The organism is Nostoc sp., from assembly GCF_036919675.1.
Lineage (GTDB): Bacteria > Cyanobacteriota > Cyanobacteriia > Cyanobacteriales > Nostocaceae > Nostoc.
In genome coordinates this window covers 110205-122939 of record NZ_JBALCP010000037.1, presented here as the reverse complement: position 1 = coordinate 122939, position 12735 = coordinate 110205, and the positions used below count along the sequence as shown (strand labels likewise).

The 12735-nt window shown below is 41.7% G+C and carries 13 protein-coding genes; 5 read left to right on the top strand and 8 right to left on the bottom strand.

What is annotated here, in order from left to right; translation table 11 throughout:
* Positions 1–100: 100 nt before the first annotated feature.
* Complete coding sequence (locus tag V7K49_RS07015) at positions 101–1129, bottom strand: LacI family DNA-binding transcriptional regulator (protein ID WP_335204998.1); 1029 nt, start codon at positions 1127–1129, stop codon at positions 101–103.
* A gap of 238 nt (positions 1130–1367) precedes the next feature.
* Between V7K49_RS07015 and V7K49_RS07010 the strand changes: the two genes are divergently transcribed.
* Positions 1368–3590 (top strand): FdhF/YdeP family oxidoreductase, encoded by a 2223-nt coding sequence (locus tag V7K49_RS07010; RefSeq protein ID WP_335204997.1) that lies wholly within the window; start codon positions 1368–1370, stop codon positions 3588–3590.
* Positions 3591–3792: 202 nt separating this feature from the next.
* Here the strand turns inward: V7K49_RS07010 and V7K49_RS07005 are convergent, their stop codons facing one another.
* The 4 genes from V7K49_RS07005 to V7K49_RS06990 all read right to left on the bottom strand — a co-directional run bounded on the left by V7K49_RS07005 (position 3793) and on the right by V7K49_RS06990 (position 6651).
* Positions 3793–4242: an orange carotenoid protein N-terminal domain-containing protein gene (locus V7K49_RS07005; protein ID WP_335204996.1), complete on the bottom strand. Its 450-nt coding sequence runs from the start codon at positions 4240–4242 to the stop codon at positions 3793–3795.
* 635 nt (positions 4243–4877) lie between these two features.
* Positions 4878–5432, bottom strand: a complete 555-nt coding sequence (locus V7K49_RS07000) for a GUN4 domain-containing protein (RefSeq protein WP_335204995.1) — start codon at positions 5430–5432, stop codon at positions 4878–4880.
* A gap of 142 nt (positions 5433–5574) precedes the next feature.
* The gene (locus tag V7K49_RS06995) at positions 5575–6156 is read right to left on the bottom strand and encodes a toll/interleukin-1 receptor domain-containing protein (protein ID WP_335204994.1); all 582 of its coding nucleotides are present in this window, start codon (positions 6154–6156) and stop codon (positions 5575–5577) included.
* A gap of 3 nt (positions 6157–6159) precedes the next feature.
* Positions 6160–6651, bottom strand: a complete 492-nt coding sequence (locus tag V7K49_RS06990) for a hypothetical protein (RefSeq protein ID WP_335204993.1) — start codon at positions 6649–6651, stop codon at positions 6160–6162.
* Between the two features lie 55 nt (positions 6652–6706).
* Between V7K49_RS06990 and V7K49_RS06985 the strand changes: the two genes are divergently transcribed.
* The gene (locus V7K49_RS06985; protein WP_335066826.1) at positions 6707–6913 is read left to right on the top strand and encodes a hypothetical protein; all 207 of its coding nucleotides are present in this window, start codon (positions 6707–6709) and stop codon (positions 6911–6913) included.
* Here V7K49_RS06985 and V7K49_RS06980 read toward each other — a convergent pair.
* The gene (locus tag V7K49_RS06980) at positions 6878–7066 is read right to left on the bottom strand and encodes a GUN4 domain-containing protein (RefSeq protein ID WP_335204992.1); all 189 of its coding nucleotides are present in this window, start codon (positions 7064–7066) and stop codon (positions 6878–6880) included. The genes V7K49_RS06985 and V7K49_RS06980 overlap by 36 nt on opposite strands.
* A 78-nt stretch (positions 7067–7144) precedes the next feature.
* Between V7K49_RS06980 and V7K49_RS06975 the strand changes: the two genes are divergently transcribed.
* Positions 7145–7834, top strand: coding sequence for a Uma2 family endonuclease (locus tag V7K49_RS06975; protein WP_335204991.1), 690 nt, complete (start codon positions 7145–7147; stop codon positions 7832–7834).
* A gap of 33 nt (positions 7835–7867) precedes the next feature.
* Here the strand turns inward: V7K49_RS06975 and V7K49_RS06970 are convergent, their stop codons facing one another.
* A complete protein-coding gene (locus V7K49_RS06970; protein ID WP_335204990.1) occupies positions 7868–9049 on the bottom strand; it encodes a serine hydrolase domain-containing protein in 1182 nt (393 codons plus the stop codon).
* 143 nt (positions 9050–9192) lie between these two features.
* On the opposite strand from V7K49_RS06970, the gene fdhD reads away from it, so the two are divergent.
* Together fdhD and V7K49_RS06960 are read left to right on the top strand one after the other, a co-directional pair.
* The gene (fdhD, locus tag V7K49_RS06965) at positions 9193–10062 is read left to right on the top strand and encodes a formate dehydrogenase accessory sulfurtransferase FdhD (RefSeq protein WP_335204989.1); all 870 of its coding nucleotides are present in this window, start codon (positions 9193–9195) and stop codon (positions 10060–10062) included.
* Between the two features lie 429 nt (positions 10063–10491).
* The gene (locus V7K49_RS06960; protein WP_335204988.1) at positions 10492–11283 is read left to right on the top strand and encodes an MFS transporter; all 792 of its coding nucleotides are present in this window, start codon (positions 10492–10494) and stop codon (positions 11281–11283) included.
* A gap of 251 nt (positions 11284–11534) precedes the next feature.
* On the opposite strand, the gene V7K49_RS06955 is transcribed toward V7K49_RS06960, so the two are convergent.
* Positions 11535–12656 (bottom strand): hypothetical protein, encoded by a 1122-nt coding sequence (locus V7K49_RS06955; RefSeq protein ID WP_335204987.1) that lies wholly within the window; start codon positions 12654–12656, stop codon positions 11535–11537.
* Positions 12657–12735 lie beyond the last annotated feature (79 nt).

Sequence of the window (12735 nt, the reverse complement as noted above, 5' to 3'; positions counted from 1 at the left end):
CTAGAGTTTTTCAGGAGAAGATATTTTCTGTTGTGGCTTGAAGATGGCTTTCCTCTGATTCCAAAAAAACTACAGTTTTCAAGATAAACACGGTTTAAGATTACTTTATCAATGCTGCACTACTACCACGCTGTACTAGAAAAGGAGATAAAACGCGGTTTTCCACAGTTTTTTCTTCTAATAAATCGAGTAACATTTGCATGGCTATGCCACCAATTTCTAACATTGGCTGACTAACTGTTGTGAGTGCCGGCATAACGTAACGGCCCAGAGCAATACCATCAAATCCGACCAGGCTTAAATTTCGTGGTACTAAAATACCTAGTTCTTGGCAGGTTAACAGAGCGCCAACCGCCACCATATCGTTATAACAAAAGATGCCTGTGACCTCAGCAGTCAATAGTTTAGATAGCATCTGTTGTCCAGTAGTAACATCGCATGTTCTTTGATCATATTCATCACTAATTGCAACCCAATCAGTATTTTGTGGTAGACCAGCTTCAGCAAGAGCCATTTGATATCCTTCCAGGCGCTGCTGGTTCGACCTGCTGCGATCGCTTACACCCAGATAACCAATGGCGGTATGTCCAAGACTTATTAGATGCTCTGTGGCTAATCTAGCACCTAAGCGATCGTCTATTGCCACTGAGTGAAATATTTCAGATTGGTCTTCCGTCTGGCTATTAATCAGAACTGTTGGCACAGCAATTTGTGTTAATTGTTTGGTATGCTGTTTACTAATTCGTGAGTCGGCTACTAATATCCCATCCACTCGGCGGCGATGAAAACTATCAATAGCTGCTATTTCCTGCTCAAAATCTCGGTGTGAAGCACTTAACAAAACACTCAAGCCTGCTGGTCTGGCTATCTTCTCGATTCCCTCTACTACCTCCGCGAAAAAGGGATCTGCGATTGAAGTTACTACTACACCAATGGTATTAGTGCGTTTATTTTGCAAGCTTTGAGCAATAGCATTCGGCACATAGTTCATCTCCTGCGCCAGTTGCTTAATTTCCTCTCGCACCTTAGGGCTAATTAGAGCGTTATCTCGCAAAGCGCGTGAAACTGTAGAATGAGAAACGCCTGCTCTCCGAGCAATATCTTCAATTGAAATTCTTCGTTTAATCATTTTTTATCTGAACTTATAAACTACTGCACACGTGTGCAGTGTATATTATAGAAAATAATCGTTCTTTGTCAAGAGATTTTAATACAACTCACATTTTGGATGCAAAGGAGCCAGCACGGTGAGTGTGTGGTCTTCTTTCTTGCCGGCGAGTGCCCAGATTTTTAAAGTCATGCTACTTAAATGCTACTTAAAACGGTAGCCTAGAAGAGTCACTTTCCTCACTCACTCTCTTTGCGTCATGTTGCCGAAACCCAAGAAATATTGGACACCCCAGCACTGGGCAAGTTGGAAGCCTTTCGGGATTGGCGAACAGTACCCCAACAACTATTGGGAAGTTTTTCGGGCAATCTGGTTGTCTCGTGACAAACTACCCTATGCGTGGAATATTCTCGATAAAGGTGTTTGCGATGGTTGCGCTCTCGGAACAACCGGGATGAAAGATTGGACTTTAGATGGCATCCATCTCTGCAATGTCCGGTTGCGGCTGTTGCGGATGAATACTATGCCAGCTTTTGACCCTGTGCAAGTGGCGGATGTCTCGCAATTGCAAAAGCAAAAAAGTGCCCAATTACGAGACTTGGGACGGCTTCCTTACCCAATGATTCGTCAACGAGGAGAAAAAGGCTTTCACCGTGTTAGCTGGGATGAAGCTTTAGGGGTAATTAGCGATCGCATCCGCGCTACTACACCAGACCGTCTCAGTTTCTATATTACCAGTCGCGGTACTGTCAACGAAACTTATTATACCACCCAAAAAGCTGTGCGGGCAATGGGAAGCAATAATGTTGATAACGCTGCCCGGATTTGTCATTCTCCCAGCACAGCGGGACTAAAAGCTGCTCTGGGTGCAGGGGCTACCACCTGTTCTTATAAAGACTGGATTGGTACTGATTTATTAGTCTTCATTGGCTCCAACGTTGCCAATAATCAGCCTGTTACCGTCAAATATCTCCATAACGCCAAGAAAGCTGGCACAAAAATTGTAGTCATTAACACTTACCGTGAGCCAGGAATGGAGCGCTACTGGGTGCCCTCAATTGTGGAAAGTGCCGTTTTCGGTACAAAGTTTGCCGAAGACTTCTTCTTAATCAATATGGGCGGGGATATAGCATTTTTAAATGGCACAATTAAACATATAATTGCTAACAACTGGGTAGACGAGTCATTTATTGATTTGTACACAGATGGCTTTGCCGAACTCAAAACATCGTTAGAAAGCCAATCTTGGGAAGAATTAGAGCGGCTTTCTGGTACATCCCGCGAGGAAATGTACGCCTTTGCTAAAATGGTCAAAGAAGCGAATAAAGCCGTATTTGTTTGGAGTATGGGGATTACCCAGCATGAATGCGGCGAAGATAACGTGCGAAGTATTATCAACTTAGCTCTCACGAAAGGTTTTGTCGGTCGGGAAGGCTGCGGTTTAATGCCAATTCGCGGTCACTCTGGGGTACAGGGTGGTGCAGAGATGGGATGTTACGCCACAGTCTTTCCTGGTGGTAAAACTATCACCCTAGAAAATGCTGCCCAATTGAGTCAACATTGGGGCTTTGAAGTGCCAACAAGTAAAGGTTTAATTGCTCCAGAAATGATTAACGCTGCCCATCAAGGGCAATTAGATGTATTGTTTTCTGTGGGCGGGAATTTCCTAGAAGTGCTGCCAGAACCAGATTATGTGGAAGCGGCGCTCAAAAAAATACCGTTGCGGGTACATATGGATATTGTTCTCTCCAGCCAAATGTTAGTGGAACCTGCTGATACTGTAGTGCTTTTACCTGCGACGACTCGCTATGAAATACCAGGGGGAGTAACAGAAACTAACACCGAACGCCGGGTAATTTTCAGTCCAGAAATTCCGGGGCCGCGCATTGGGGAAACGCGTCCAGAGTGGGAAGTGTTTTTAGAATTGGCAAGGCGCGTGCAACCAGATTTGGCAGATAAGCTGACTTTTGCTGACACAGCTGCTATCCGTCAAGAAATTGCTCAAGTTGTCCCACTATATGCGGGTATTCAACATTTACAGCAAGCTGGCGATCAGTTTCAGTATGGCGGGTCACATTTGTGCTTTGGTTGGAATTTTCCTACACCAGATGGGAAGGCACACTTTGGGGTATTATTGCCACGCCAAAGAGAATTACCAGAAGGTTATTTCTTATTAGCAACGCGCCGAGGCAAACAATTTAATAGTATGGTGCAGGAACGCAAAGATTCAATTACTGGGGCAATGCGTGAGGCGGTGCTAATGAATGCTGCTGATGCGGCCCAGTTGGATTTAAAAGATAGCGATCGCGTCATTCTTAAGAATGATTTAGGCGAGTTGTTCTGTCAAGTCTATATTGCGCCAATTCAGTCAGGTAACTTGCAAGTCCATTGGCCAGAAGGGAATGTCCTACTAGATAGAAGTAAGCGATCGCTTGAAGGAGTTCCTGATTATAATGCGATCGTATGTCTGGAAAAAATCTGACTTAAGTTTCATTTTTCCAATTTTAACACTCCCAACAGCATATCCATTAACTTGCATGAAGGCTACCGCAAAGATGAACATCTCTGCGGTAGTTTTAAGTTAACGACTATAAAAGTAGAGCAAAAACAGCCAAGTCTAGCTTAATTTACTACTTTCATTTATCCTCGATTCTAGAAAGCTATTGAGAAGTTCTTGAACTTGACTAACCCATTGCTTGCACCGCAGTCAGCATGAAATTAATCCGCTGCTCAAACTCTAGTTTTTTGATCGATGCAACAAATTCGTCCGTTTCAGCAGGTGGTTGATAGTCGGACGGCACTTGAATGATGGTTCCATTCTCCATTCCTTCTGCCAGCAGCAGCCAAACGTCTAATCTGGAATTGGCACTTAGAGCATTATAGGCTTGGCTGATATTGCTAGCTGCACCTTTAATAATGTCGCGTTGCGCTTGCAGTTGCTCTTCAGGAGACAAGTCCAGAAATAGGTCAAACACTGCTTTAGCAGGAACTTCTATCCTTTCAGGAGGTGCCGGCTGTAGCTGCTCTTTAAGATCCAAGTAACCGAACCAAAGTAGGCCTAGCTGAGTATCTACATCAAAGTGTTTAAAACTTTCTAAAGCGGGTTTTGTTGCTTCATCAGCTGTGTAAGTCATAATAAACTCCAACTAAATTAAGACTATTCTGAATTTCCTGAGTTACTTACTGAAAAAACTTGCTTTCAGTACCTTCATATAACTTAACAAACTGATAAAGATGGATAATCCTACTTAGGGGATGAATAGAACTCACTACATAAGACAGATAGAGATAACTCAAATTGCTAGTTACAAAAATGCCTGCTTCAATGTATATAAAAGCAAAGATAAAAGCTAATACTTGACAACGGTTTTCATGTATTTAAACCACATCTGTCTAGGGGCACAGCATTACTGTGCGCGTAGGGCGTAGTCTATTTACCTAAAAATAGCTGTAAGTAACATAACGTTTGTGACTGTGAGGATTTTGGTTATATCCAGACATGACGCGAATTTGAGAAGCTACTCTTCAAATGAGCTAAACCTCAGTGATAATATTTAGAATTTAAAAGTGAGCCATCGCTTGCAGGTGTCCCTGATTATGTGGAATTGATCAATTTTCTGTACAAGTTAAGCAAGTTTATGACAAACTCGAACAGATATTATCCGAGAAAGAAGAAATAGAATTTTATTGCCTGAGTGCTTTGCTGGATGCATTAGGGTTGCATTTGGCAGTAACAGTTAAATTAAGCTGAAAGCCTTAAATGCTACACTCAGTAAGTATCAATGCGAGAGAAAAGAATTATAACTTTTCCCTCTAGTTGCCCACTTACGACGGGAAGATGACCCTCAGGCGATGAAATATCAAAATTAATTTCTTCGTCTTCATCACACCCACAAATCCATATTTCATTCACTCGCCATCCAATCTTATCGCCAAATTTTCTCCAAATGTCTTGGTAAAAATCACCATCAAGCGGACCTCCAACATTTAAGTAGATTTTCTTTTGAATACTGAAGCCAAAACGCCCAGCACTGTGTTTTACCCACAGATTGTCAATAGTGTGTAGGTCTGTGCAGGGAAAACTTTTCATCTCTTCTACGGTGAATATGTGACCCTTATTCTTACCTAAAACCTTAATCATAACTCGGTAAGTTTCTTCATCGGCTTGTTCCCACTCTTGTGCTGCTAGTAGGTCGCGCAGTCTGGTGTAGTCGATGCCTTTTTCTGAGGCTAGGTCATCTGTCTGAGTGGGTTGAGGCTGAGTATCAAGATATGGCTTAAGGTGATTTCTGATGAAAAAAATCCCTATGTTGACGAGTTTCAACTTCTCTGCGAGATGCTACCCGTAGCTTGCTTAAGAGCAGGGGTACGCTCAACTCTCGACCACTCAGTTGGTTGAGCGACTTGTGCCGAGCGGAGCCGAGGTAAGTCGAAACCAACGGTTATGGTAATTTTATTCCTAGAATTCACCTAAGATGCTTTACTGCCTCAATGGCTGAAGTGTTCGGCTGAACATTAAGATGTGAGTTAAGAAGCTCTAAAGCGTTTTGAGTAGGTTGAGGCTGAATTATGAATGGTGAATCAGGGATTTGAATTACTGGTTGCTCTTGTGCTTCTGGTTCTCGACCTCTAATGCCACGTATTAATTTTCTTAACGCTGCTTGATCATTTGAACTAGTGAATTTAATCCAAGCCCATTGGCTCAAATAATATAAACTGTCTGGAATATCACTGACACCAGGAAGTAGGACGGGAATCACGCGAAAACCTTGTTGTTCGTGTTTTTTAAGAAAACATTGTATTATTCCACCAAGTTCAAGATTCTCTTGAAAAGTTCCCAATCCATTTTGACCAATAAAGAAAGCGCCTACTTTAGACTGCGAAATCCCCTGGAAGACAAGTTTGTGAATATTGTCTCCCGCAAAAATTTGATCCTCATCTAACCACGGCTTTAGATTGTGCTGCTTAAGTTCTTCTGCAATTGCTCTAACTTCAGGCTTGTCTAAACTATTGTGAGCAAGGAAAACATCAAACTGAGATTGGTGCATTGGTTACTCTTCCACACCTGCAATTACCGCCAACGCCTTGGCATACTTTTCCAACCCATCACGCAAAACTTCCAACTCATTTCTCAACTTCGGTTCCTCTGACCAATTCTGCTCATGTTCCTTCGGACTCAAACCCAGGGGACGCTTTGCTTCCCAAGCTTGCAATAATGGATGCCATTTAGCCAAAAATGGTCTTAACCCATTATTCAATACAGCGATCGCAATTCCCCCCACGGAATCACGAGAACCCCCGACATCAGGCCCGGCTGCTTTGAGAACTTCGCGGGTGATTCCAAATAAACTATAGAGAGAGTTCAACGCTTCCCTTACCAACCCTTGGTCAACTTCCAATGATTGCACAGCAATACGGGTCACAAGTTCCACATACAGCGACCAAGCTGCTTTACGTTCTGTTGGGTCAGCTTCCCAAGACATCGAACCAATCCCAAAAGGCAGACTAACAGATACAGTTTTTAAGATAACGCGATCGCGCATACAGTGTAGTAAGCAAATTTAACTAATTCTTTGTGATTATTATAGTAATTATTAAATGAATACCGAAACTAGCAGCAAAACAAAAGCCACTGTCTGGATGGTGAAAAAAGGTCAGGTAAGACCTCGTTTAGACCAACTCAGCACAGAGGAACCTTTATTCGCCTTGTTGCCTCGTTTCATTCACTCACCATGCAATCTTATCGCCAAATTTTATCCAAACTTCTGGCTAAAAATCACCATCAACCTGACTTCCAACACTTAAGTAAATTTTCTTTTGAATACTGAAGCCAAAACGCCCTGCACTGTATTTTAAGCATAGATTGTCAATAGTGTGTCTGTGTAGGGAAAACTTTTCATCTCTTTTAGCCGATCGCTTGAAGGAGTTCCTGATTATAATGCGATCGTGCGTCTGCAAAAACAAACCTAGATGTTAAAACTCAAACTACTGCTACGGTAAGTTTTTATCACCCATATCACCCCAAAACTTGTAGCCATGTCCGTCGCCAAAGATTTTGAATTCCCAAATGATGTAATATTTCCTCTAGGGGATTTATATAGTGACGAACCACCTTTGGAAAGCGAATTACATCTACGCCAAATAATTCTGCTATTACAATCTTTGGAATTGTTGTGGCGAAACCGCAATGACTTTTACGCTGCGGGTAATCTCACAATTTACTACAGTAAACGCCAGCGGAGGTCAGAAGAATTCCGGGGTCCCGATTTTTTTGTAGTGCTGGGATGTGAACGCAAAGTTCGTAAAAGTTGGGTTGTTTGGGAAGAAGACGGGAAATATCCCAACATAATTGTAGAATTACTCTCGGATTCTACAGCGGCAACTGACAAGGGTTTGAAAAAACAAATTTTTCAAGATATCTTTCGCACACCAGAATATTTTTGGTTCGATCCCAATAATTTAGAATTTGCTGGCTTTATCTTGATTGGCGGTACTTATGAACCGATAGAACCTAATCCTCAAGGATGGCTATGGAGTCAGCAATTAAATTTGTACTTGGGTGTTTATGAACATAAATTGCGCTATTTCACTGCGGAAGAAAATCTAATTCCCACACCTGAAGAAGTCGCTGAACAAGAAAAACAACGTGCTGAACAAGAAAAACAACGCGCTGAACGCCTAGCAGCCAAATTGCGAGAACTGAACATTGACCCAGAAAATTTATAATGCCAGCCCTACAAGCATAATTACAAATTAGAATCATTTATTCTCGACAACCTGTAGACCTGTTCTAGCTACTGATTTAATATCAACATTCTGATTGTTTAGCAGCACTATTATGGTGGTATTTTGATTCGGGAGATATGCAAGCAATGTTGCGAAGCCATAGGCTATACCACTATGCCCAATTGCTTTTGCCAAAGGAGATGAGAACCGTTCTACACCCAACCCATAGCTATAGCCTTCGCCATTATCTCTAAATTTCAGCATTTCTTTGATCATGTTTGAGGAAAGTAAGGTTTTTTTGACAAATAACGCTTTAGCGAACTTGGCTAAATCCTCTGCTGTTGAAACCAATCCACCATCTCCTAAACCATTGCCATCATTGACTTTGGCGTAGCTATCTAGCTTACCATCCTTATTGCGATCGCCATAACCTGTAGCTACTTCTCCAATTATCGGTTCGCGCAGTTCCGTGAAGGTATGTTTTAATCCTAATGGTTTTAAAATCTGACTGCGGATTGCTTGTGCGAGAGTTCCCCTAGTCATATTTTCAACAATCAGTTCCAAAAGAATGTAGTTACAATCAGTATAAATAAATTTTTCTCCGGGATTTGCCTTCGGTTGTTCTTGGTACATATATTGAATAGCTTCTCTAGCTGTCCAAGGGTGTGAGCGACTTCTTTTCGCAGTAGCTTGAATAAATTCTTTTGTATCTAGGTATTCTGCAACACCACTGGTGTGGTTGAGCAGTTGACGAACTGTAATTTTATCGCTGTTGATAATATGAGGACTGATGTCTCTTGGTAAGTAGGTTGCGATCGCCCGATCTAATTGTATCTTCCCTTGCTCCACTAATTTCAGCACAACCACCGCCAGAAAAGTTTTACTCATACTGGCAATGGCAAAACCATCTGTAGGTTTCATCCGGGTTTTAGTTGACAAGTTATTGATACCAGATGCTCCCAACCAAGAACCTTTCGGTGTAGTAATATACATTACCGCACCAGGGATTTTCTGTTCTACAACTATCTCATTTAAAAGTGTCTGTAGTCGAGAACTTTTTCCTACGGTGGAGGTAGATATGACTTGTTTAGCAAGAGATTTTCCAATTACTCTCTGACTAATGTTATTACCTACTAGGTATCCTGCAAAACTAAGGGAAATTACAAAGACTATTGCAAATAAAATTTTGCTGAAAGCCAAAAATTTTAGGTTCATTTTACTTCCTAAACAGAAACCTAGCCGATCTAGCTCAACGGCACAAAGTAGTTGATGAGCATCAACCTGACATCTGATATACAAATAGCATTACTCTGTTTCCAGATTAATATCAAAATTTCAATTCACCAACTCTGATAAATATGACGCCAACTAAAAGCAAAACTAAAGCCACTGTTTGGGTAATGGAAAAAGGTCAAGTCCGGTCTCGTTTAGATCATCTCACTACTGAGGAACCTTTAGAAATTCGTCTTGCCCCTTTCCAGAAGACAGTAGCTGTAACCATGCGGACACCAGGGGCAGATTTTGAACTAGCTGCTGGTTTTCTCTACAGTGAAGGAGTCGTTAGTAGCAGGGAAGATATCCGACGAATTAGCTACTGCGTAGATGAATTGGTAGATGGTGAGCAGCGGCATAACATCGTAAATGTAGAATTGCGGGATGGATTGATTCCAGACTTACAGCCTTTGGAGCGTCATTTCTACACTAGTAGCGCCTGTGGGGTGTGTGGTAAAGCTAGCCTTGAGGCTTTGCGTCTGCGGGGATGTCCAGTGATTCCTCCTGGGCCAACGGTAACACCTGAGATCATTTACAGCCTACCAGACAAGCTCCGGGCTGCTCAAGGTATCTTCACTGCTACAGGGGGTTTACACGCTGCGGCTACCTTCGATTTTCAAGGACAACTGTTAAACCTGCGGGAGGATGTTGGGCGACACAATGCTTTGGATAAATTGATTGGTACAGCTTTGCTCAGTGACGATTTGCCTTTAAATAATTGTATTGTCCTGGTCAGCGGCCGCTCTAGTTTTGAGATTTTGCAAAAGTCTACAACTGCTGGAGTTCCCATTGTCTGTTCTGTTTCCGCTCCCAGTAGTTTAGCGGTGTCTGTCGCCAAGGAATTCGGGATTACCTTAATTGGATTCTTGCGCGGAGAACGGTTCAATATTTATACTGGTTTACAAAGAATAAACGCTGCACAGGAACACAGATTTAATAAAGAGCAAATTTCGTAGGGTGTGTTACTCCAGAGAGGACGACACCGAAAGTATTGGGATGGTGCGTTATAGACCAATACAGTTCAGTTAAGGTTTAGCTCTTTATCAGAGTCAATTTTTTAACGTAGACGCAAAGCGGTGAAGCAGCGCTAGCTTCTCCCAAAGGGAGAGGCTAGTGCCTGCCGTAGGATGCCCGTTCGCGTAGCGTCTCCTTTAGGAGAAGGGCTGTAGGGGGTTTCCCCCATGAGCGACTGCTGAATCCGGAGGGCTTCCCGCAGGGTACCGCCATCTCTGCGAGAGGCCGACGCCAACGCGCAGCGTCTCCAAGAGTTGAACGCATTCGCGTAGCGTCTCGTAGATAAGGAAGAGAAGGAATAAATGCTTAACTGAACTGTATTGCGTTATAGACGCTTCATGTTCTCGATTATTTATACACAGGGTAGTATCATGAATTCACCAGAAGATAACAGCCAATTTGAACGACAGAGGCCAGTTTATCTAGAGATAAACTTTCAGATTATTTGTGCAGTTGTACTAATTGCTGTTATCGGAGTTTCTAGCGTAACTCCGGCTTTTCCAAAGTTAGCGAAAGACTTAAATATCAACCCGAAGAATTTGGGTTTATTGATTACAGTATATACATTACCATCTCTAATTTTAGGGCCGATTATTGGTGTCCTTGCCGATAGATGGGGCAGAAAGATAATTATCGTTCCTTCACTGTTTTTATTTGGCATAGCTGGTACAGCTTGCGCCTTTGCTCGTGATTTTAATTTATTGCTATGGTTGCGTTTGCTGCAAGGAATTGGTGCTGCTTCTTTGCTTTCTCTCAGTATCACCTTAATCATTACTATTACAGCTTCCCAATTAGGTAGATTAGCTAGAAGATTTTCCGCCACAAATTTAATTAGTGCATCTTATATTTTTTATGCTTTAGCTATGTTAATAGTTCCCTCTATGTCAAATATCTGGTTACTATTAATCCCTAGTACAACTTTTGGCATTGGACTTGGCATTGGTTTTCCTAGTATCCAAACACTGTTAGCAGATTTAGCACCAAGAGAATATTTGGCGACGATTATATCGATAAACGGGACATTTTTTGGATTAGGGCAAACATTAGGACCATTGTTGATGGTCTATGCCTTTGGTTTTGGCGGAATTAGTAGCGTGTTTTATGCGGCGACTGGTTTTGCAGTTTTGATATTTTTTGTATTTCGGTATTGTACTTGTGTGTGATTAGTTAACCAGAAATTGCCCTGATGTTTGCCTAACTTCTAAAGTTGGTAAGAAGTACTGGAATTGGTAGCTATATATAAGGGCGTAAAATCTCGACAACAGCCAAGCCCATTATTGTGAAAGTTGCAATCTGGTTAGGTGCGGCGGCTGGTTTTCACCTGTTGGGATTATAGAACTGAATTATGAGTCAGCAGCCAATGGAAAACTCTGATTCACAACAGCTTTGCAAATAACCCATAGCAGCACGGTAACTAGCCAAGTTTGATTCCCTGTTGCTTGAGTAGATTTATCAACAAATTTTTACCTATACCACTCAGGATACCAATAAGAGGAGTAGGCACAGTTAGGAGATATCGGCGGAAAGTTTTGACATCGAAGGGCCAAACAGGCAACTCATCAGTCATAGTGTATAAAGTGCGTAGCTGCTGAATTTTTTCAGATTTTTTCTTGAAAGCTTCTGTGTCTTCAGCCAGACTAGTATAAATTCCTGAATACTCTGCTCGGAACTGGCGAGCAATTTTATGTAAAGACTCTTCTTTAGCTGTTTTCATACCGCCATGTGCTGCCAGCAATGGCCCAAAAAAACATTCCATTGATAGAAAAATATACAATGGAATTACCAGATGAACAAACCAGAATCCTTTTCCGACATCTTGTGTAATCACTTGATACTCAATCACGCCAATCCAGATACCCAAAACACCAACTAGATAGGCAGTTTTAAGCGAATAATCACTTAGACATCGAAGACCACCACAGCGATCGGGATGAAGAGGATTAATATCGAGATCCTTCTTTCCTAAAATTCGATAGAAAATCCAAATATTTGTAATCAGATTGAGGACAAGTATACTACCCATATATACAACTGCAAATGTGGCGATCGTAATAGTCAATATTGGCAGAAGACTAGAGCTAGTCCAACTGGATTCTAATCTAGGTCGGATTATAAAAACAATAGTGCTGAAAAAAATAGCGCTGGCAAGTGCAGAAAGTTTGCGCCATTTTTGGGAATAGAGGTTAATAACGAATTGATCAATCTCTAATTTATCAATTTCTAATACATCAGATATTTCAAGCTCTTGAATTACTTGATCGATTGCTTGAAAACTCCACAAGTAATATCCCAATGTTACTGGATTGATGAAAAGTCCTACTAACCAGGGAATCCAGTCTTGAAGCAACCCCATCTGCCCCTGCTTAGACCACAGCGTATTACTTAAAAATGCACTAAACAAATAAACTCCAGTAGCGGTAACTGCTGCCAATAGTCCAAAAGTTAGAGGAGAAAGACGAAATTTTTCAATTACTAGATACGCAACAGGATAAAAACGGTGTAGATTTCGTTTTTGAGTAAACTTATGGTTCGTCATTTTTTGTTTGACAATGAGTCAGGAAAATAACACCATACATATTTAGAAATAAATGTGCCAATTGGGACAAAATATAGGA